28 protein-coding genes are annotated in these 22060 nt (G+C 31.5%); 1 reads left to right on the top strand and 27 read right to left on the bottom strand.

Features of this window, described 5'->3' with window-relative positions:
• Positions 1-44: 44 nt before the first annotated feature.
• From LFT63_RS05955 to LFT63_RS06015, 13 genes are all read right to left on the bottom strand, one after another.
• A complete protein-coding gene (locus tag LFT63_RS05955; RefSeq protein ID WP_002450482.1) occupies positions 45-284 on the bottom strand; it encodes a DUF2273 domain-containing protein in 240 nt (79 codons plus the stop codon).
• 12 nt (positions 285-296) lie between these two features.
• Entirely contained in the window at positions 297-833 is a 537-nt protein-coding gene (gene amaP / locus LFT63_RS05960; RefSeq protein WP_017638481.1) for an alkaline shock response membrane anchor protein AmaP, read from the bottom strand.
• A gap of 346 nt (positions 834-1179) precedes the next feature.
• Complete coding sequence (locus LFT63_RS05965; RefSeq protein WP_340769007.1) at positions 1180-2187, bottom strand: zinc-binding alcohol dehydrogenase family protein; 1008 nt, start codon at positions 2185-2187, stop codon at positions 1180-1182.
• Between the two features lie 66 nt (positions 2188-2253).
• Entirely contained in the window at positions 2254-3261 is a 1008-nt protein-coding gene (locus tag LFT63_RS05970; protein ID WP_017638479.1) for an NADP-dependent oxidoreductase, read from the bottom strand.
• 226 nt (positions 3262-3487) lie between these two features.
• Entirely contained in the window at positions 3488-4348 is an 861-nt protein-coding gene (locus LFT63_RS05975) for an alpha/beta hydrolase (protein ID WP_029055873.1), read from the bottom strand.
• 105 nt (positions 4349-4453) lie between these two features.
• On the bottom strand, positions 4454-5866 hold the full coding sequence (gene lacG, locus LFT63_RS05980; RefSeq protein ID WP_108000318.1) for a 6-phospho-beta-galactosidase: 1413 nt from the start codon (positions 5864-5866) through the stop codon (positions 4454-4456).
• A gap of 18 nt (positions 5867-5884) precedes the next feature.
• Positions 5885-7606 (bottom strand): lactose-specific PTS transporter subunit EIIC, encoded by a 1722-nt coding sequence (locus LFT63_RS05985; protein WP_340768296.1) that lies wholly within the window; start codon positions 7604-7606, stop codon positions 5885-5887.
• Between the two features lie 5 nt (positions 7607-7611).
• Complete coding sequence (locus tag LFT63_RS05990) at positions 7612-7923, bottom strand: PTS lactose/cellobiose transporter subunit IIA (RefSeq protein WP_023373578.1); 312 nt, start codon at positions 7921-7923, stop codon at positions 7612-7614.
• A gap of 31 nt (positions 7924-7954) precedes the next feature.
• Positions 7955-8926 carry a tagatose-bisphosphate aldolase gene (gene lacD / locus LFT63_RS05995; RefSeq protein WP_029055871.1) on the bottom strand — a complete coding sequence of 324 codons (972 nt, stop codon included), beginning with the start codon at positions 8924-8926 and terminating at the stop codon, positions 7955-7957.
• A gap of 3 nt (positions 8927-8929) precedes the next feature.
• On the bottom strand, positions 8930-9862 hold the full coding sequence (lacC, locus tag LFT63_RS06000) for a tagatose-6-phosphate kinase (RefSeq protein ID WP_017638474.1): 933 nt from the start codon (positions 9860-9862) through the stop codon (positions 8930-8932).
• Positions 9863-9874: 12 nt separating this feature from the next.
• The gene (gene lacB, locus LFT63_RS06005; RefSeq protein WP_340768298.1) at positions 9875-10390 is read right to left on the bottom strand and encodes a galactose-6-phosphate isomerase subunit LacB; all 516 of its coding nucleotides are present in this window, start codon (positions 10388-10390) and stop codon (positions 9875-9877) included.
• A 17-nt stretch (positions 10391-10407) separates the two neighbouring features.
• The gene (gene lacA, locus LFT63_RS06010; protein WP_017638472.1) at positions 10408-10836 is read right to left on the bottom strand and encodes a galactose-6-phosphate isomerase subunit LacA; all 429 of its coding nucleotides are present in this window, start codon (positions 10834-10836) and stop codon (positions 10408-10410) included.
• A 285-nt stretch (positions 10837-11121) separates the two neighbouring features.
• Entirely contained in the window at positions 11122-11877 is a 756-nt protein-coding gene (locus LFT63_RS06015; protein ID WP_017638471.1) for a DeoR/GlpR family DNA-binding transcription regulator, read from the bottom strand.
• Between the two features lie 220 nt (positions 11878-12097).
• On the opposite strand from LFT63_RS06015, the gene LFT63_RS06020 reads away from it, so the two are divergent.
• Positions 12098-12877, top strand: coding sequence for an NAD-dependent protein deacylase (locus LFT63_RS06020; RefSeq protein ID WP_181300422.1), 780 nt, complete (start codon positions 12098-12100; stop codon positions 12875-12877).
• Positions 12878-12919: 42 nt separating this feature from the next.
• Here the strand turns inward: LFT63_RS06020 and LFT63_RS06025 are convergent, their stop codons facing one another.
• The 14 genes from LFT63_RS06025 to LFT63_RS06090 form a co-directional block, all read right to left on the bottom strand.
• Positions 12920-13654, bottom strand: a complete 735-nt coding sequence (locus LFT63_RS06025) for a MerR family transcriptional regulator (RefSeq protein WP_029055869.1) — start codon at positions 13652-13654, stop codon at positions 12920-12922.
• Between the two features lie 264 nt (positions 13655-13918).
• A complete protein-coding gene (rpsI, locus tag LFT63_RS06030; RefSeq protein WP_002450501.1) occupies positions 13919-14311 on the bottom strand; it encodes a 30S ribosomal protein S9 in 393 nt (130 codons plus the stop codon).
• Positions 14312-14330: 19 nt separating this feature from the next.
• Positions 14331-14768: a 50S ribosomal protein L13 gene (gene rplM / locus LFT63_RS06035; RefSeq protein ID WP_029055868.1), complete on the bottom strand. Its 438-nt coding sequence runs from the start codon at positions 14766-14768 to the stop codon at positions 14331-14333.
• A 268-nt stretch (positions 14769-15036) separates the two neighbouring features.
• Positions 15037-15840 (bottom strand): tRNA pseudouridine(38-40) synthase TruA, encoded by an 804-nt coding sequence (gene truA, locus LFT63_RS06040; RefSeq protein WP_029055867.1) that lies wholly within the window; start codon positions 15838-15840, stop codon positions 15037-15039.
• A 5-nt stretch (positions 15841-15845) separates the two neighbouring features.
• Positions 15846-16652: an energy-coupling factor transporter transmembrane component T family protein gene (locus tag LFT63_RS06045; RefSeq protein ID WP_340768303.1), complete on the bottom strand. Its 807-nt coding sequence runs from the start codon at positions 16650-16652 to the stop codon at positions 15846-15848.
• Positions 16642-17502 (bottom strand): energy-coupling factor transporter ATPase, encoded by an 861-nt coding sequence (locus LFT63_RS06050; RefSeq protein ID WP_029055865.1) that lies wholly within the window; start codon positions 17500-17502, stop codon positions 16642-16644. The genes LFT63_RS06045 and LFT63_RS06050 overlap by 11 nt, the downstream gene beginning before the upstream one ends.
• Positions 17499-18308, bottom strand: a complete 810-nt coding sequence (locus tag LFT63_RS06055; protein WP_029055864.1) for an energy-coupling factor transporter ATPase — start codon at positions 18306-18308, stop codon at positions 17499-17501. The genes LFT63_RS06050 and LFT63_RS06055 overlap by 4 nt, the downstream gene beginning before the upstream one ends.
• 331 nt (positions 18309-18639) lie before the next feature.
• Positions 18640-19008: a 50S ribosomal protein L17 gene (rplQ, locus tag LFT63_RS06060; protein WP_017638506.1), complete on the bottom strand. Its 369-nt coding sequence runs from the start codon at positions 19006-19008 to the stop codon at positions 18640-18642.
• Positions 19009-19024: 16 nt separating this feature from the next.
• Positions 19025-19969, bottom strand: coding sequence for a DNA-directed RNA polymerase subunit alpha (locus LFT63_RS06065; protein WP_340768307.1), 945 nt, complete (start codon positions 19967-19969; stop codon positions 19025-19027).
• Positions 19970-20045: 76 nt separating this feature from the next.
• A complete protein-coding gene (gene rpsK / locus LFT63_RS06070) occupies positions 20046-20435 on the bottom strand; it encodes a 30S ribosomal protein S11 (RefSeq protein WP_002450509.1) in 390 nt (129 codons plus the stop codon).
• Between the two features lie 23 nt (positions 20436-20458).
• Positions 20459-20824 carry a 30S ribosomal protein S13 gene (gene rpsM / locus LFT63_RS06075; protein ID WP_002450510.1) on the bottom strand — a complete coding sequence of 122 codons (366 nt, stop codon included), beginning with the start codon at positions 20822-20824 and terminating at the stop codon, positions 20459-20461.
• Positions 20825-20846: 22 nt separating this feature from the next.
• Complete coding sequence (gene rpmJ / locus LFT63_RS06080) at positions 20847-20960, bottom strand: 50S ribosomal protein L36 (RefSeq protein WP_000868342.1); 114 nt, start codon at positions 20958-20960, stop codon at positions 20847-20849.
• A gap of 31 nt (positions 20961-20991) precedes the next feature.
• The gene (infA, locus tag LFT63_RS06085) at positions 20992-21210 is read right to left on the bottom strand and encodes a translation initiation factor IF-1 (protein WP_001829792.1); all 219 of its coding nucleotides are present in this window, start codon (positions 21208-21210) and stop codon (positions 20992-20994) included.
• A gap of 194 nt (positions 21211-21404) precedes the next feature.
• On the bottom strand, positions 21405-22055 hold the full coding sequence (locus tag LFT63_RS06090; protein WP_029055863.1) for an adenylate kinase: 651 nt from the start codon (positions 22053-22055) through the stop codon (positions 21405-21407).
• Between the last annotated feature and the right edge of the window lie 5 nt (positions 22056-22060).

The following is a 22060-nucleotide window of genomic DNA, read 5'->3' on the forward strand; positions in this document are numbered from 1 at the left end:
TTTATAAAAAGTTAATATGAATATCTTAAATGTCTAGAGTTACGTTAACTCCATCTATTTAGAAAATTCAAAAAGTCTTGTGTACGGTCTTTAATATACCCAATACCAATTCCTATTAAACATAAAACAATTATTAAGATTGTTTTCCAAAAACCTAAAGTTAGGAATAATATAGCTATAAGTAAAAATGCTAAAAATCCAATGATTCTCCATTTAAAAGTTTTCAATATGTTAATAAGTTGTTGCGTAGAGTCTTGTCCATTTTGGTTATTATTGTTAGCCATGATATCCCTCCCTTACAACACTCTTGGACCAGAAGTTTTCTGATCTTTGACGTTTACTTCTAATTTTCTTACTGGCATTTCAGTAAAGTGTTCAACATTCTGTTTAATATCTGAACGAATACTTTCTGTTAAAGATGTAGCTTGTACATTGTTTGGTACAAAGAAATCTGCTTTTATATCAATAAATGATTTCTTTTTCTTATTGTACATTTTTGAGACAACATTAGGTTGTCTAACTTGATCGTATTTTGCAATAGTATCGTAAACAGTTTTTTCAACAGCTTTTCTTGATACATATACATGTCCATCATCAAATTCTTTATACAATCCAGGTTTTCGATACGTAGGTTTGAATATGCTTAATACTAATATTAAACCGATTAATATTAATAATCCTGCTAGCCCAATCAATAGTGGTTGGAACCAATTGAATTGTAAGAAGTAGTCTTGGTATTGAGAAATACGACTGTCTTTAACATACATAAACAATAAGAAACCAACAATGACTACGATAAGTAAGCCAAGGATAAAGTTTTTAAGTCTTTTCACCTCGTATGACACCTCCTCAATTAATATTTTACTTTTTAGTATCACACAAAATGAGTACCCTATCATAAATAAAGTAAAACCAATAATTTAAAACTAATTTATCAGTTTTAATATTTAATTAAGTACTACTTATATGCTTTATTCCCAATTAATTGTTATTGAAAACGTTTATTTCAAAAAATCTTAAAATATTTTTTATCTTTAGTATTATTAATTACTAATAGAACAAATACGTTTTACTGTTATTTCATAATATAATCTTTAAACCATATATTAACTAAAGAAGTCGATTGAATACTCGTGATATTCAATCGACTTTCCTTTAGTCAACTTATTTTTATTCAATTTAAATATTAATGACTAACTTACCTATCATTGATTGACTCTCTAATATTTGATGCGCTTTATATAAATTATCTTCAGTTAGACCATTTAATACTTGTGTCGTAGTTGGTTGATAATGTCCCTGTTCTACTTTAATAGCTATATCTTTTAAATATTCATGATGTTTAATCATGTCGTTTGTTTGATGAATAGGTCTAGCAAACATAAATTCATGTGAGAACGTAATGCTTTTAGGCTTAAGTAAGTTTAAATCTTGTTTATCATTAAAGGCTACTATAGTTGCAATATGACCTCGTGGTTTAATCATATCAATCATTTTTTCATAATACATATCAGTATTAAATGTACAGAAGATATAATCTACTTCATTAATATCATGTTCTATGAGTTGTTGTTTTAAATCTTCTTTATGATTTAAAACAATATCAGCGCCCAAATCATAACACCATTTTTGGGTTTCTTCTCTAGATGCAGTTGTTATCACATGTAATCCATAATATTTAGCTATTTGTATAGTGATACTTCCAACTCCACCTGCAGCATTAATAATCAATAAAGACTTACCTTTATTATCGTCTGGATTATATGAGATATTAAAGTAGTCGAATAATGTTTCTGATGCAGTGAGCCCTGTTAAAGGCAAACTCGCTGATTGTTCAGCTGAAATATTATTAGGTGCGTGTGCAACTAAGTTTTCTTGTATCAATTGATATTCAGCATTAGAACCATGTTGATTCGGTGAACCAGAATACATCACAGTGTCTCCTACTTTGAACATTGTGACCTCATTTCCAACAGCTTCAACAGTGCCAACTGCATCAAAGCCTAGTATTCTTGGTGATTGTTCGACAGGCAACAGTCTTTGTTTCGTATCAACTGGGTTGACACTTATACTTTGTACTTTCACTAAAATATCATGTCCTGAAGGTGAGGGTGTATTCAACTGAAAAGTTTTAAACTGATTACCTTGATCTAAAGTAAATGGGTTTTCAAATCCTATTGCTTTCATATTAAGCCACATCTATCAATATTTATAAATAAATATGAGCTTTGTTTTCTTTTAATTTTAAAGAATTTATTCAACATCTGCTACTTTAATTACTTGCTTACCGAAGTTATCTCCAGTAAATAAGTTTCTGAAAGCATTAGGAACTTTATCAAAACCTTCTTCAACTGATGTTTGTGTTTTAATTTTACCTTGTTGTACCCACTCAGCTAATTGTTCACTTGCGTTTTTGAAATCATCGGCAAATTCGGCTACTAAGAATCCTCTCATCATAGCTTGTTTTTTCACTAATGTTCCTTGAATTCTTGGTCCAATGTCTTCTTCAGGGTGATTATATGCAGAAATAGAACCGCATACAGGTATACGCGCATGACGATTTAAATGTTTGAATACTTCATCACTAATTTGGCCACCAACATTTTCATAATATACATCAACGCCATCAGGTAATGCTTGTTCTAGATTACTTGAAAATTGATTGTCTTTATAATCAACACCTGCATCAAACCCTAATGTGTCTGTTAGGTAAGATACTTTTTCTGGTCCACCAGCAATACCAACAACACGACATCCTTTAATTTTAGCAATTTGACCTACAACAGAACCGACCGCTCCAGATGCCGCTGATACAACAACAGTTTCACCTTCTTGAGGACGACCAATATCTAATAATCCATGATAACCAGTCTGTCCTGGCATACCTAGTACACTTAAATATAATTCTAACGGTACCTCAGTAGATGGTACAACTCGTACTTTATCACTAGTTACAGTATTATATTTTTTCCATGGTAATACGCCGGTAACAATATCACCTTGTTTAAATCCATCTACTTGTGATGCAGTTACTTGTGCTACAACGTGACTTTCTATAGTTTGTCCTATTTCAAATGGTTGAACATAAGAATCTCCTTTAGACATTCTTCCACGCATATATGGATCCACTGAAATATATAATGTTTTTAGTTGTACTTCACCATTTTTAGGCTCAGTAATATCTATGTCTTCATATTTGAATGTATCATCTTGTGGCATACCTTCAGGGTATTTATTAAAAATAATTTGTTTATTATCCATGAAATCATCCTTTTTAATTATTGATAATATTTAAATACCTCAATTCAAGATGTCTAAATCATGCCAACTTAATTGTATAAGAAAATAAAATTTTAAATTAAGAATGAATCGTGGTAGTGATTTCTTAAAAAATATAAAAAAGTACAATCTCTAGCTGTTTTCGACTTAACCGATTAATTTTAATAATTAAGTACGAATTCATATCAGTTAGAAACTGTACCTTTTTTTATTTAGCCCATAAAAATTCTACGATTTCATCGGCAACTTTTTTATTTTCGTGTAATTGACTATGTTGAGCAGATTCACCTGTATATTTAGATTCTTTATAACTACTAACACTATTGCCAATTAAGTATTGAAGTGACTTTGATGAACTATTAGAGACACGTCCATCCGAATGTGTGCCGTCTTTTAAATCTCCATATATATTCAATACCTTGATATCTTTATTTTTATAAATATTTTTCAGCGGTAATAATTCTTTAAAATTATCAGTCATTTTGTTTGGCTTACCATTTTTATCAACACTAATTTCATTTACTTTTTCATTTAGATTTAATACGCCGTTAAAAGTACCTGCTATATTAACCTCTTTATTTAATTGTGGTAACTTTTTATCTGTACCATACATTTTCATGAAATATGCAAAGGATAAGTTGCCCATTGAATGACCTACGAAATTGTATTTCTTTATTTCATATTTTGACTTTAATTGGGATAAAACATTTTTAATATTTTTTGCGTTTTGTGATGTGTCCCCATTTTTATTATCTTCCAATCCTATTTTGATAATAGGGTTTATAGCTTTTGACTTCATATGTCCTTTGAAGTTAACTTCACCATTGCTATCTACCTTAGTTGTAATTACATTTTGGGTTACACCCTGTTGATTTGCTTGTTTTACCATAAACGTTTCAGACTTTTCGCTTCCACCATATCCATGTAAAAAGATAGTAGCCGTATGACTTTTTATAAAACGTTGATCGTTTACTTTAGTAGAATGATGTTGACGTGTAATCATCACTGTAGCAATTGCAATGAATGCGATGATTAAAATACTTATAATTAATAGCCATTTTGCTTTCATTAGATTACCTCTTCTATTTTATATATTCTATTAGTATATAGTATTTTTACAACCACCGCACATAAAAACAAGGCGCATTATTTTAAATACACCTTGTTTTATAAGTTATTTTATTTCTCTTGTTTCAGCTACTTGTTTATACCAATATGCGCTTTTCTTCGGATAACGTTCTTGTGTATCAAAATCTACATAGAATAATCCATATCGTTTTTCATAACCATTTGACCATGAGAATACATCCATTAATGACCATAAGAAATAACCTTTTACATTAGCGCCATCTTTAATTGCATCAGCAATAACATTTAAATGTTGCTTAATGTAGTCAATTCTAGCATCGTCATGAACTGTTTTTTCAGATTCAATAAATTCATCTTTATAGCCTAATCCATTTTCAGTGATATAGATTTTATGATAATTCGGATAATCTTTTACAACTCTCATAATTTGATCATATAAACCTTGAGGATAAATCATCCAATCCCAGTCCGTTCTAGGTACATCGACATCAAATTCTCTTTGGCCAACACCTTTTAATTGGTACTTTGATCCACCTTTATCTCCAGTTGAATTATGTGTGATGAGACATTCACCATCATATGCTTTCATCCAATCGCTCATGTAGTAATTGATACCTAAAAAGTCATTTAAATCTTTAGCAGCGTCTAAAATTTGATAGTCTTCTTCTTTAATATCTAATTTACCACCATTAACAGCTAAAATATGTTGAACACCTTCCATAGTTTCTCTTGAATATTTACCTAAGTATGTTGCATCTAAAATAAATTTATTGTGAATGATGTCTTCTAATTCTGCTGCTCTAACGTCTTCTGGGTTGTTAGGATTTAATGGATATTTAGTCGGCAATGCATGTACAACACCAATTTCTCCTTTATAACCACCATCTTTAAATAACTTTACTGCTTTAGCATGTGCAACCATCATATTATGATGTGATTGAAATACTTTTCCGAAATCGTATGTAATTCCTGGTGGGAATTTTCCAACTAAGTATTGTCCATCACCAATAGGTCCAATTTCATTAAAAGTAGTCCAGTATTTTACTTCTGGAAACTCTTTGAAACAATATTCAGCATAATCTACAAAATATTCAATGGTTTTACGGTTTAAAAAATCACCATCTTTATGCAATACTTCTGGCGTATCAAAATGATGTAACGTAACAAATGGCTCTACATGACGTTTATGGCATTCTTTGAATAAATTATGATAGTATTCTACTCCTTTTGGATTAACTTTCCCAAATCCTTTAGGAAAAATTCTTGACCATGCAATTGATATACGGATACCATTAACACCAAATTTTTCACTTAATTCTAAATCAATTGGGTATCGATGATAAAAATCACTTGCTGGTTCAGCAGTATACCAGTAATTTTCTTCTAGATAAGTATCCCATGCAACACGTCCTTTACCATCAGTTTGAGTTGCTCCTTCTGCTTGATATGCGGCAGTCGCTCCACCAAAAATAAAATCTTCAGGTAATTGTTTAGTCATTATGAAAAACGCTCCTATCTAATTTTCAAATTGTTTTTGTACAAATGCTAATGCTGCTTGTCCATCACGTGTTAAATTAATGTACTCGACACCTTGAGTTTTAACTAATTTAATACCTAATTTATCAGTGTCTTGTTTAATATCTTCAAAATTGGATGCTACTTGAGGGGCTAAAATGATTAATTGATAATCTTTCATAATATCGTTATGTGCACCATATCCTCCAGCAGCTGCTTTAACTGGAACATGATATTCTTCTGCTGCTTTATTAAGTGCATTAGCTAGTAATCCACTTGTTCCTCCCCCAACACAAAGGACTAATACATTCGTTTGTTCTGTAATATTATTAGTTAAGTCAGATGTTGACTCTGCTTCTGTATTAGAATGTGAAGCTAATATTGCATCTGCTTTTTTAGTATCAAAGTTAGCTGCTACTTTATCTTGTAATTCGCTATTACTTTCTTTATTACCAGCTTCTTCTTCTAAAATTTCATTATCATAAACTTTTAAGAATGGATAATAAATAATAATATCCACAATAATTAATACTAATGCTAAGACAAATGATAATAATGCAAATTGTGTACCCATGGCGATACCTAAAGGTGCCGGTGTAGTCCACGGTAAGTTAACAGAAAAACTGTTCATCCCTAATACATCTACGAAAAATTTAAAGATCCATACGTTAACAATTGGTGTTAAAACAAATGGAATAAAGAATACAGGGTTTAATACTAAAGGTGCACCAAATAAAATTGGTTCGTTAACACCAAAGAATGTAGGTACCACAGACGCACGACCTATAGCTCTATTTCGTTTAGATTTAGCTATCCACATAAACATAAATGGAACTACTAATGTTGCACCTGTACCACCCATAGTTACGATAAACATTTGAGTACCAGAGGTAATAACATTGTCTGCGTGTTCACCCGCTTGAATTAACTTAAAGTTTGCTTCAATGTTTGCATATGTAATAGCTGCAATAGCTGGTTCTACAATAGATGGACCATGTATACCAACAAACCAGAACAAAGCAAATGCACCAAAGATAATTGTGATTCCAATCCATCCGTTTGCTGCAGTAAATAATGGTTCGAATACTTTAAGAACCGCTGCTGCAACATTAGTTTCGATTGTTGCTCTAACAGTTAAATCAAATCCATAAAGAATTAAAATGACTGCTGAAAATGGAAAAATATCTTTAAATACTTGAGATATGTTTGGAGGTACTTCTTTAGGCATTTTGATAGTAATATTACGTTTAATAAAGAAGTTATAAACAATAACAGTTACAAATGCAGAAATAAACGCTGTTAATAAACCTTTTGTTCCTAAAAATGCGTTTAAGAATCCACCTTCTTTAGCAGGATCTGCTGCTAAGAATAAAAATCCACAAATTGACGCAAGCATAGTAGAAATAAAGTTAATTTGATTCGTACTTTCTAACTTGCGGTTATATGAATCTGTTAAAGATTTGGCAGTTGTTCCAGCAACTAATAATGCTACAAGACCCATTGTGTAGTTATAAGGCTTCATTAAAATGCCTTCCATCTCTTTATCCCACTTAAAGCCAAATACATTCGGTACAAATGCAATCAATAGGAATAAACTTGAAAATAAAATAACAGGCATTGCTGATATAAAGCCATCACGAATGGCTCTTAAATAAATATTTCTCGATAACTTTTCAAAAAATGGTTTACCCTTTTCAATTTGAGCAATTAACTTTTTCATCAAGGTCTTCACCCTCTTTTATATAATTCAATTAAATGTGACATCACATCTTTTAATAATATAGTTGTCATTAAATGGTCTTGACCATGCATCATTGTCACACTATATGCGATATCCTCTCCTTGGGCTTCTTTAGCCAAAAGACTTGTTTGTGCTTTGTGCGCGTCTGCAATAAGACCTTTTCCTTCTTCAATTAAAGCTTCAGCTTTATCGAAGTCTTTATTTTGTGCAGCAGTCAATGCTTCTAAAAATTTAGACCGTGCATCTCCTGCAAAAGCAACTATTTCAAAACCAATTAATTGTACTTCTTCTCTATTCATGAGCGATATACTCCCCTCAATTTAAATTATGTTATTTCCAAGATGTCGCTGTTTGAGTTAGTACTTTGTTAAGATCATCTATATTTTTAAATCCTGTTGTTCTTAACCATTCACGTGCAGCGGCTTCACCTTGTTCAATATATACTTGAACTGCACCAGCCCATGTTGCACGGCCGCATAGTACACCATTAAATTTAGCCCCTGATTCATGTGCAAATTTTAATGTTTCTTGGAATAATTCTGCAGAAACACCTGCACTTAAATAAATGTATGGAAGATTCGTTGATGCTTCTTGATTTCTAAAATGTTGAGCCGCTTCTTCTTTGCTATAAACAACTTCTCCATCAGCAAATCCTTCAACATATTTCATATTTACTGGTACTTCAACTTTTAGTACGTCCACGTTAAAACGTGGTTCAGAGAACAATTTCATAGCTTCGTTAACCTTTCTAGGTTTAACTTTTGCGTATTCAACACTGCTATTATCTGAAATATTGTCATCATATGATAAAACTTCTAAGAAAAATGGGATGTCTTCTGCAACACATTCAGAACCAATTCTTTCAATATATGCTTGCTTTTGAACATTGATATACTCATCATCATCAACGTCGTAGTAAAGTAAAAATTTAACTGCATCTGCGCCTTGTTCTTTTAAACGTTTAGCTGACCATTCAACTAAACAATCAGGTAAGCGACCTTTAGCATTTACGTCATAACCTGTTTTTTCATATGCTAATAATAATCCGCAGTTTTTATTTCTAGCTTCAGTAGCTGGTAAACCATATTCTGGGTCTAATAAAATAGATGATGCATATTGTGTAAGTTCTTCAGCTACAAGTACTTTTAATTTTTCAATTTGTTCAACTGTTGGTTCAGTTGTTTGGAATTTAGACATCATTCGCTTTAAAGCACCACGTTGGTCAAATGCTAATGCTGAAATAACACCATTTTCATTACTTAATTGTGAAATTGCTGTCGTTTTATTTTGAGTTTTTACCATTATTTACACCTCTAATAATTCAATTTGATGATATAATTCGTCATAGTTTTTGATATTGACATATCCTGTACGTGATTCTTGAGCATTGAGCATACCTAAGGTGTTAGCTTTTTTGAGAAGTTCATCATCACTTTCATTGTTTAACAATGCAGAAGCTATACCGGCAACTGTAGAATCTCCAGAACCAACTGGATTTAATACTTTAATAGAAGGTATGTTGACTTTGTAATATTGATTATGATGCTTAGCGAACATACCCTTTGCTCCTAATGAAACAATGACCCATTCTATATCTTTGAATAATGAATCATTTACTGCTTGTTTTAGCCCATCTATACTTTCATCAACAGGTTGACCTAATAACTGATATAGTTCATCAATATTGGGTTTTATAACAGTTGGCTTATGTAATCCTTTTAAAGAAGATACTAATGTTTCTCCAGAGCTATCTAGTATTAATGGAACCTGTTCATCATGACATTTTCCAATAATCTTCAAATAGTAATTGTTATTTAAACCTTTAGGTAGACTTCCTGAAATAACAACCACTTTAGTTTGTCGAATCAATTCATCAACGTGTTCTAAGAAGTTTTGTCCTTCTTTTTTACTAATAGTTGGCCCTTTTTCCAAAATTTCCGTTTGCTTACCTTGATGTAAAATAGCAATACAATTTCTAGTAACATCTTTAATTTTGAAAAAAGAATGTTTAATATGTGAGTCTTCTAATTGTTGTTCAATAAATTCGCCCAGTTGACCACCGATTAATCCACTAGCTATAACTGATTCGTTTAGTTGATTCAATACTCGAGTTACATTGAGTCCTTTTCCGCCAGCAGTTTTATCAATGTTCGATACTCGATTCACAGTATCAAGCTGAAAATCTTCAATAGCATATGAAATATCTACAGACGGATTTAAAGTTAGTGTTAATATCATATGTGTCTTCCTTTAATCGTGATATTCGCCTTTATCCCATTTTTCTAAAAATTCATTAAAGAAATTAGGGTTCGTTTGGTCTTCGTTATGTGTTTCTAAATGTTTAATTTTCGCAATTAATTTTTCATTTTTTTCAGAAGGTTTATACTCTGCTTCAATGAAGGCTTCGATAATGTCACACATTAAAAGTTCACCAATGATTTTACCTCCAAAACCAATGACATTTGCATTTAGCTCTTCCTTGGCATAAAGGGCAGAAGTCATATCTCTTACAAGTGCGGCTCTAACACCTGGTACTTTATTAACTGCATTGTTTATACCAACACCAGTTCCACAAATACAAATACCTAGATCCGCATTCCCACTTGTTACTTGTTCACCCACTTTTTTACCAAAAATTGGGTAATGAGTTCGCGCGAAATCATGTGTTCCTACATCGATAACTTCGTGACCTTTTGATTTCAAAAACTGTGAAACTTCCATTTTTGTATCAGTTACAATATGATCGCAACCTAATGCTATTTTCATTGTTAATCCTCCTCTAATTAGCACATTTTATTAAGCATATCTACGCGTATTTGGTGACGCCCGCCATCGTAGTGTCCATTAACAAAACCTTTAACTACATTTTGTGCCAATGTGTCCCCTACGATTTCTGAACCTAACGTAATCATTTTTGAGTTATTATGACCTCTTGTCATATATGCAGATCTTTCATCTGACACTTCCGCAGCGATCATACCTTTAATTTTTGTAGCAACCATAAAGCTCCCAACTCCGAACGCATCAATTGCGATTCCTAAATTGTCATCATTCTTTTGTACTTCTTTAGCAATGGCAAGTGTAGAATCTACAAAATCTAAATCTTTACCTTCAGTAACGTCTAAAATATCAAAATTACTTTCTACTAAATATGTTTTAATTAAATCTTTTAAACGCTTACCATCCACATCTGATCCAATTATGATTGTCATAGCAATTCTCCTTATCAAATATAGTCATTAAAAGCATCTTATATATATTTAAAGAAAAGGCTTTCAAATCTTTACGTTTAAATTATAAACTTAAACCAACATAAATTCAACATTATATGTTTGTATTTTGTTTGAATTAAACACTTTTCCAAACATTTGTAGCTAAATATTCGATTTTTCACAGAAAAATGTTTTATTATGTTGAAATTCGTTTAATAAGTAATTATTTCAAACAAAAAACCTCGAATCGTTTGATTCGAGGTCATTTATTCTGAAAGTAATATATTATTCTACTACTTCTATATATGTTTTAATTTGTTCTAGCTTCTCTTGATCTTGATTATCCATTATAACTGCGGTCAGATCATCCAAGTGACAAATTGAAGTAAAATCATTTTTTCCTATTTTGGTATGATCTACTAGTAAATATTTTTCAACTGAATGTTCTACTGCAAGTTGCTGTGTGTAGGCTTCATCTAAAGAAGACGTCATAACACTACCTTTATTAACACCATTACTACTAAAAAACATTTTACAAAAACGAAGCTTTTCTAATACTGAGTTTGCCATTTCACCTACAAATGCTTCTGTTAAATGTCTCATTTCTCCACCTAGTAAATAAACTCTGAAATTGGTTGTTTGTTTCTCTAATAATATCTTATAAACGGGCAAACAATTTGTTATCACCGTTAAAGAATGATGGTTTATTTCTTCGGCAAGAACTTCAATCGTCGTTCCTGGTCCAAAAAATAATGTATCACCATCTTCAATTAAACTGGCTGCTTTTTTAGCAATATATCTTTTTTCTTCAATTTGGTGTGTGTGCTTTTCTTTATGTGACATTTCTTTATATTGAAAATTTGAATTACTACGTGCTCCACCATGTATTTTCGTTAAAACACCTTGGTTTTCTAATTCAACTAAATCTCTTCTTACTGTCATATCAGAAACATTTAAACCTTCAACGATTTCATTGGTCCTCACTGTTCCTTTTTTATTGACTAGCTTAGCAATCTCATCTAAACGTTCGTGCTTATTCACTAAATAAATACCTCCTTACATTAGGCCAGTGTCATCATTCAATTTCCATCTTTTATCAATATTCATGATTATTCAATAGTAAAAATACTGAATCTACCTAATCATTTACTAATTTTAATTGTATGCAAAATACATTGTTCAACTGTATTTAATAGTATGTATAAAATCACTTCAATATCTTTAACATTATTACTATAATATATAAATGTAAAGAAGTCATATGTTAAAAGTGATATGCTGTATAATCTATTTTTTACAAGAAGGTGTATTTTTGAATAATAAAATTGAAAGTTTAAAACAACTAATTGATAACTCTGAGAAAATTGTATTCTTTACGGGTGCTGGTGTATCTGTAGCAAGTGGCGTTCCAGATTTCAGATCTATGGGAGGCCTATTTGATGAAATTTCAAAAGACGGCTATTCACCAGAATATCTATTAAGCCATGATTATTTTGAAGACGATCCTGATGGATTTATCAATTTCTGTCATAAAAGATTAATTTATGCTGATAAATTACCTAATAGTGTACATGAATGGATTGCTCATTTAGAACACAACGGTCAATCTCTAGGGGTTATTACTCAAAATATTGATGGATTTCATTCAGATGCAGGCAGTAAGCATGTTGATGAATTACATGGAACATTAAACAGATTCTATTGTCCTAAATGTCATAAGTCATACACTAAAAAAGACGTGCTTGATAGACAGTTAAAACAATGTGACGCATGTGGTAGTACTATTAGACCTGACATTGTTCTGTATGGTGAAATGTTGGACCAATCAGTGATTATGAATGCATTACAAAAAATCGAAAATGCAGATGCGTTGGTTGTACTTGGTACTTCACTAGTTGTGCAACCTGCTGCTGGATTAGTATCAAATTTTAAAGGTGACAATCTAGTTATTATCAATAAAGATGCAACTCCTTATGATAATGAAGCCTCACTTGTCATCAATGAGGATATGGTTGAGGTCATTGATCAACTGAATAGTTAAATCAACAAGCACTTCCCGATTTTTTCGAGAAGTGCGTTTATTTTATGATTGAACTTGTGATAAATGATAATTGACTGCTTCTGAAATAAAACTAGTTAGATAAGGATTATTAAATTTCTTGAAATAATTTTTGAATCTCACATCGTTATGATAAGTGTCAGCAATCAAACATAGTAATTCATTATCAAAATGAGTATATAGATTCATCAGGTCTTTCCACTCATATACAACATCTTTAGCTTCACTAATATTAACTTTATTTATTGCTAAGCCATTAAACTTTTCAAAAATCTGATCTAATCTTTCTATATTTTCTTTATTTGAAAGTAATTGGTCATTATGTTTATTAGTATACGTTTTGTAAACATCTAAATTTTCATATTTTATCTTTGCTTCTTCTTGATATTGTTTGTAAGGTACATGATTCAATTCTTCAATTTCTACAATTGGTATATTATTAATGAATTTTTCAATTGCTATTCTCGAATTTTCTAAAGTATTTATTTTTTGAGTTAGACTCACTTTTTGATTTTCTAATACAGATTTTAATTGTTCATCATTATAATCAATAACTTCATATATTTCTTTTATACTCATATCTAAATTTTTAAGTAATAATATTTTTTGAAGTCTAACTAAATCATTTTGATTATAAACCCTATAATTATTTTCGTTCTTTTGTACTTTTAATAAACCAATCTCATCATAATAATGTAATGTTCGCTTTGTTACTCCAGTAATATCCATAATTTGTTTTAAACTATATTGAAATTCCAAAATTTCTCACCTCGCTTAAAAATTTTATTTTCTTTTCCTTTAAACTAACTAAATAACTCATAACTTGATTAGTACTATTCATCTTAATCCCTCCATAAATTAAACATAAGGTATAACGTAACGTCACTTTCAAGTATTAATTTAAAATTTATTTTATCCCAACAAAAAAAGCACTTCTCGAAGATTCGAGAAGTGCTTGATTTATCGTTCTTATTAATTGTAAACAAATCTGATAGCGAAAAACTTCGCAATAATTTGTATATATTAACGTTTTGAGAATTGAGGAGAACGACGAGCTTTTTTAAGACCTGGTTTTTTACGTTCTTTCATACGTGGGTCACGTGTTAATAATCCAGCGCGTTTTAAAGAACCTCTGTATTCAGGATCTGCTTCTAATAATGCACGAGCGATTCCGTGACGGATAGCTTGTGCTTGTCCTGTGAATCCACCACCGTGAACGTTAACTAAAACGTCATAGTTACCTTTAGTTTCAGTAACATCGAATGGTTGGTTTAAGTCTAAGATTAATGATTCAAATGGTAAGTAGTCACGTACGTCACGGTTGTTAACTTTGATGTTACCTTCACCTGGTACTAAACGTACACGTGCTACTGAGTTTTTACGACGGCCTGTGCCTTTATATTCAACTTGTGCCAATGTAATTTCCTCCTTCTAATTAACCACGTAACTCGTAGTTTTCTGGTTGTTGTGCAGCGTGTGGATGTTCAGCGCCACCATATACAAATAATTTTTTACCTTGTTTTTCACCTAAACGGCTGCTTGGTAGCATACCTTTAATTGAAGTTTCAAGTAAACGTTCTGGGTTTGTTCTTCTTAATTCACCAGCAGAGATTGATTTTAAACCACCTGGGTGATTTGAGTGACGGTAATACATTTTGTCTTGCTCTTTGTTACCAGTGAATTCGATTTTTGAAGCGTTGATGATGATTACATAATCACCTGTATCAACGTGTGGTGTATAAGTTACTTTATTTTTACCGCGTAAGATAGATGCTACTTCTGATGATAAACGACCTAATGTTTGGCCTTCAGCATCGATAACATACCATTTGCGCTCAATGTTTGATTCATTTGCCATAAATGTTTGACGCATAATAATTGTCCTCCTAAAAATAAATGCTTCGTTTTAGTCTCTAGACAAAATTGATTAACCTAAGTTACTTTGTATTGTCTAAATTCTATTTGTTTGAATTAAAAATTTGTTACGATTTAAAGCGTAGATTTCATTTATTTTGTTAACTGTTGTTCTATTTTGCTTATATATCTTGTAACACAATAAGATTCCGGGGCTTATCGTGGGGTGGATATAAAACAATACCGTTAATAATCTTATAATTTCATAGACCTTTTGTCAATGCAATTCAATCATTTTGTAATGATTTTTTATAATGGATTTTAATATGATTACCAAATTCATCCATTAATTCATGATCAGACAGATATATTTTCTCTAAATATAGACCGTCAGATGGTGCAGTAAAAGGTATTTTATTGCGGTTTTTCTCTTCAAGTAATACCGGTATTTCGTCAGGTTTTCTTTTACCTTTTCCAACTTCTATTAAAAATGCCACTAATACACGAACCATATTATACAGAAAGCCTGAACCAGTTACTATATAATCAAAACCATCTTCTGTTTTAATAATTTTACTTTCATATAATGTTCTTACTTTACTTTGAACTTCAGTTTTTTGGGAACAAAAACCAGTAAAGTCGTGAGTACCAATAAATAATTGTGCTGCTTTATTCATGCTATCTAGATCTAATATTTCAGATACATACGTTTTTAATCCACTTTCAAATGGATTCCGATGTTCGGCTTGATATACTTTATATCTATACTTTTTCCCTACACAATCATAACGACAATGAAAATCTTCATCTACGTGTTGAACGCTTTTAACATATATATCATCCGGCAATGCACTATTCATTGCATATTGCCATTTATTATTTTCAATGTTTAAGTCAGTATCAAAATGAAAATACTGTTGATAAGCATGCACTCCTCTATCTGTTCGACTAGAGGGATGTATTCTTACATGACGTTTATGCATTCTTTTAAGAATTTTTTCAAATTGTTGTTGTATTGTGCGACCTTGTTGTTGAATTTGAAATCCTAAAAATTGATTACCTTGATATTCTATTTCTACTAATATACGCAATACTTTTACACTCCAAAAAATTTAATTAACAATAGGATAGCTAATATAGGAATAAGTAATAATAATGTACATGTATCTCTCAGACGCCATTGGAGCATTCTATAGCTAGTTCTCTCAGCATGAGCATCATACCCTCTCACTTCCATAGCTATCGCTAATTCTTCGGCTCTCTGGAAAGCAGAAATAAACAATGGAATCAGTAACGGGACAAATGCCTGAATTCTTGTTACCAACCCACCTGAACTTATCTCTGAACCTCTAGATTTTTGAGCTAAAATAATCTTATCTAATTCGTCCATTAATGTAGGTATAAACCTTAATGCAATAGACATCATCATACTTAATTGATGTAAAGGTATTTTAAGCAATTTGAGTGGCGTTAATAACTTTTCAAATGCGTCAGTTAAATCTATTGGACTAGTCGATAAAGTCATTATAGTAGCTATCATTACAATAAATATCAATCTTAAAGAGATAAAAATACCTTCTAATATCCCTTTACTTTCAATAGTTATAAAGTTCCATTGAAAAAGAATAGTACCACCTTTAGTAAAGAATACATGCATTAAAAATGTAAAAATTAGAAAGATAAATATAGGTGTTAAACCTTTAATCAAAAACATAAAATTAATTTTAGCCATTTTCATAATGATTAGAATAAGAACAAAAAGCCATGCATATGTTCCGAAAGAATGACATAAAAAAATAAATATAATAAAAGCAAATACAAATATCAATTTTGATCTTGGGTCTAACTGATGTATAAATGAATTGGTCGGGAGATAACGTCCAATGATTAATTTATTTTTCATTTTGCCACTCCCTATATAAATCAACAAATTCTTCTTCAGTTAACGCGGTTGAAGATAGTTTAGTTTGATATTTAGTTTCAAAATCTTGCTGTAAGCGGACAACATCAGGCATAGTTATATTCCACTTTTTTAGATTATCTGGTTCACTAAATAACTTGCGAGGACTTGTTTTAACCTTGATTTCACCTTTTTGCATCACAATGACCTCATCAGCATATTTTGCTACATCATTCATATCATGCGTAACTAAAATAATAGTTTTATTTTGTTCATTTTGTAATTTTTTAAGCAATGACATTACTTGATGTCTACTTTTAGGGTCTAAACCAGCTGTTGGTTCATCGACTACTATAATATCTGGATCCATAGCTAATATTGAAACTAAAGCTATTTTTCTCATTTGACCTCCAGACATTTGAAATGGTGATAACGACATCACATTTCTTGAAAAACCTAAATCAAGTAACATATCAAATGCTTTTTCTTTGACTTGTTGAATATTCATATTAAAATTTTTAGGACCAAATTCAATTTCTTTTTCAACAGTATCTTCAAAAAGCTGTGATTCAGGAAATTGAAAAACCATTCCAACATTTTGGCGTATTGGTCTCAAAACTTTATCCTTTGATTTGTGATTAATATAAATACCATTAAAATTGATATCACCACTAGTCGGTTTTAATAAACCATTAATATGTTGAATTAACGTTGACTTACCACTACCAGTTTGACCGACAATCGTATAATAATGACCTTTTTCAAATTTAACTGAAATGTTTTTTATAGCAGTATATTCATAAGGTGTGCCAAGTTGATAAGTATAACTCACATTATTCATTTTAAAACTCATAATAAATCAACCAACCCTTCATATGTAACGAATGTTGATTTTCCAGTTAACAGTTGATTCATCTTCATTGAAAACGGTAGTTCAAGACCGATTTTATTTAAATTAACTATATCATCATATATGTCATTAGGTTTACCTTGTTTATACACTTTGCCTTGATTCATAACTATAATATTATCAGCACTCATTGTTTCTGATAAATCATGTGTAATAGAAATAATCGTTATGTGTTGTTCACGTTGTAATGCTCTTACTAAATCAAGTAAAGATTTCTTTGCCACTGGGTCTAACATTGAAGTAGCTTCATCTAAAATAATTATAGAAGGATTTAAAGCTAACACACTAGCTATAGCTACTCTTTGTTTCTGACCACCAGATAATGAGTGAGGTTCGTAATCAGCTAAATCAAACATATCAACTTGTTTTAAAACTTTGTCTACTTTTTCATGCATCTCATTATATGGTATAGACAGATTCTCTAAACCAAATGCAACATCATATTTAACAGTTGAACCAACAAACTGATTATCTGGATTTTGGAAGACAATGCCTATTTGTCTTCTTACTTGTGTAATCGTTTCTTTAGTTACACCTTGGTTATTTAGAATAATATGACCTTCATCACAGTTTTCAATTCCTACCATTAGTTTAGTAACAGTTGATTTACCAGATCCATTGTGTCCTACTATACTTGTCCATTGGCCACGAGGAATATTAAATGATACATCATTTAACGTGAAGGCAGAATCACTTTGATATTTAAATGATACATTACTAAATTCAATAATATTATCTTGATCCATCACATTTATTCCTCCCCAATGTAGTAATTACCTTTAATATTTTACATGATTTATAAACATATGTATACTTCCACAATTTGTTTATTAACATTTTCATTTTCTTATTTAAATGATTAAACACCAATTAAAATAATTTTATAATTAAAAAAGCTGAGAAATAGTATCTCAGCTTAAAATAAAAAAGCGCGCACCCCATCAGTTTTGTTGAGTTCACGCTTTAATTTAATATTTAGTTTGATGGGGTACTCTGAGCTAGACAAAATCTGTATGTGGCAGATTTTATCGTTGCACTCATTTGCTTTATATATAAGTAGTTAGTGTATTTATAATTAAATTATACTAATTCGATAATTACTGATTCAGCACCGTCACCACGACGAGGGCCTACTTTAAGAATACGAGTGTAACCACCTTGACGATCTGTATAACGTTCAGCGATTTCACCGAATAATTTTTGAAGAGCAGTTTGAGTTGATTCATCTTCATTTAAGATTTCAACATTTTGTAATGTTTTAGCTGCATTACGACGAGAAGCTAAATCTCCTTTTTTACCTAAAGTGATTAATTTCTCTACTACACTGCGAACTTCTTTTGCACGAGCTTCTGTTGTTTCAATACGTTCACTTACGATAAGTGCTGTAGCTAAGTTACGTAACATAGCTTTACGTTGATCAGAAGTACGACCTAATTTTCTGTAACCCATGAGTTAACCTCCTTTATCAATCTTCTTTTCTTAATCCTAATCCTAAATCTTCTAATTTATATTTAACTTCTTCAAGAGATTTACGACCTAAATTACGCACTTTCATCATGTCAGCTTCAGATTTATCAGCTAACTCTTGTACAGAATTGATTCCTGCGCGTTTCAAACAGTTATATGAACGTACAGATAAGTCTAATTCTTCGATAGACATTTCTAATACTTTTTCTTTTTGATCTTCTTCTTTTTCAATCATGATTTCAGCATTTTGAGCTTCATCAGTTAGACCTACAAAGATATTCAAGTGTTCAGTCATTATTTTTGCTGCTAATGAAACTGATTCTTGAGGAGTGATTGAACCATTAGTCCAAACATCTAAAGTTAATTTATCAAAATCACTACTTTGACCTACACGTGTATTTTCAACTGTATAGTTTACACGTTCAACAGGTGAATATAGTGAGTCTACTGGAATTACACCAATTGGTAAATCACTAGTATTATTTGTTTCAGCTAATGCGTAACCTCTACCCTTATTAGCAACAAGACGAACTTTTAAATGTCCACCTTTAGAAACAGTAGCAATTTTTAGTTCTGGATTTAGAATTTCTACATCACTGTCGTGAGTAATATCACTTGCAGTAACTTCGCCTTCATCCTTAACATCGATTTCTAAAGTTTTATCTTCTTCAGAATAGATTTTTAATGCTAATTTTTTGATGTTCATAATAATTGTAGAAACATCTTCAATTACATTATCTACTGCTGAGAATTCGTGTAACACGCCTTCAATTTCGATGTACTTTACTGCTGATCCTGGTAATGAAGATAGTAGGATACGACGTAAGGAGTTTCCTAGTGTAGTACCGTAGCCACGTTCAAGTGGTTCAACAACGAACTTACCGAATTTAGCATCTTCACTAATTTCAATTGTCTCAATTCTAGGTTTTTCGATTTCTATCATTTACAAATATCCTCCTTATATACGTCGACTAGATTTATAATGTTTGCTCAGTGACCTGTAACAACACAACAATAAATTAAACGCGACGACGTTTTGGTGGACGACAACCATTATGAGGTACTGGAGTAACGTCTCTAATTGCTGTTACTTCAAGTCCTGCTGATTGTAACGCACGGATAGCAGATTCACGGCCTGGTCCAGGTCCTTTAACTGTTACTTCTACAGTTTTTAAGCCATGTTCCATAGCTGTTTTTGAAGCTGTTTCAGACGCCATTTGCGCTGCGAATGGTGTTGATTTTTTAGATCCTTTGAATCCTAATGCACCAGCTGATGACCAAGATAATGCATTACCAAATTCATCAGTAATCGTTACAATTGTATTATTGAATGTTGAACGGATGTGTGCAACACCACTTTCAATATTCTTTTTCACTTTACGTTTACGAGATACTTGTTTACGTGCCATTTATTTTTTGCCTCCTTTACCGATTATTTTTTCTTGTTCGCTACAGTTTTAACTGGGCCTTTACGCGTACGAGCGTTGTTTTTAGTTTTTTGACCGCGAACTGGTAAGCCACGACGGTGACGAATACCACGGTATGATGAAATTTCCATTAATCGTTTAATGTTTAAGTTTTGCTCACGACGTAAGTCACCTTCAACTTTGTAGCTATCTACTACTTCACGGATGCGACCTAATTCATCGTCAGTTAAATCTTTTACGCGAGTGTCTGCTGATACGTTAGCTTCTTCAACGATTTTTTTCGCAGTAGAAGTACCGATACCATATACATAAGTTAAAGAAATAACAACGCGTTTTTCACGTGGAATATCCACTCCTGCAATACGTGCCATATACATTTACACCTCTCTTTTATTAACCTTGTCTTTGTTTGTGTTTAGGATTTTCACAAATTACCATTACTTTACCTTTACGTTTAATGACTTTACATTTTTCGCAAATTGGTTTTACTGATGGTCTTACTTTCATTTTAATACCTCCCTATATTATGGAGTGACGATTATTTATAACGATAAGTAATTCTACCGCGTGATAAATCATACGGAGACATCTCAACAGTTACTTTGTCGCCAGGTAGAATTCGAATGTAGTTCATTCTAATTTTACCACTTACGTGTGCTAAAATTTCATGACCATTTTCTAATTCTACTTTAAACATTGCGTTTGGTAAAGTATCTAATACAGTACCTTCTAATTCAATAACATCTTGTTTAGCCATTGATTAACTTCCCCCTTTTTGCAATAGTAAGGTTATTGTCAATAGACAACTTCAACGATACGAATCTATTTGTGACTAGTTTTAATAAGTTTAACAAAAATTACGGGAATTATTATCGTCATTTGTCACTCATATTAAATTTTATACTACAGTTTAATTAAACATTCACATCATCATAGATCGTAAAAGCTGATCTATTGTAATTGATCTAAGATATCAATGACATCAGTAGTAACCTCTTCAATATCTTTTGAACCATCAATGTTATTCAATACACCTTTATTATCGTAATACTCTAATATTGGTTTAGATTGTTTAACATTAACTTTCAAACGATTTGAAACAGTTTCCGGATTATCATCTTCTCGTTGATATAATTTACCACCATCAAGATCACAAATACCTTCAACTTTTGGAGGATTAAATACAAGATGATAAGTCGTACCACATTTCTCACAGATACGACGACCTGTAAGACGATTCATTAGTTCTTCCTCTGGGACTTCAATATTGATGACAGCATCAATACTTCTATCAAGTTCAGCCATAATTGAATTTAAAGCTTCTGCTTGATCAATAGTTCTAGGGAAACCGTCTAATAAGAATCCTTTTTTTGCATCGTCTTCAGAAATTCTTTCTTTAACGATACCCACAGTAACTTCATCAGGGACTAATTCTCCACGATCCATGTATGATTTAGCTTCTTTACCTAAATCAGTCTCATCTTTAATCGCTTTTCTGAACATGTCACCAGTCGATATATGTGGTATTGGGAATTTCTTAACAATTTCACTCGCTTGAGTACCTTTACCTGCACCAGGTAAGCCCATTAAAATGATATTCATAAGTG

Origin of the sequence: Staphylococcus sp. FSL H8-0121 (assembly GCF_038008425.1) — a bacterium.
GTDB classification, from domain to species: domain Bacteria; phylum Bacillota; class Bacilli; order Staphylococcales; family Staphylococcaceae; genus Staphylococcus; species Staphylococcus pasteuri.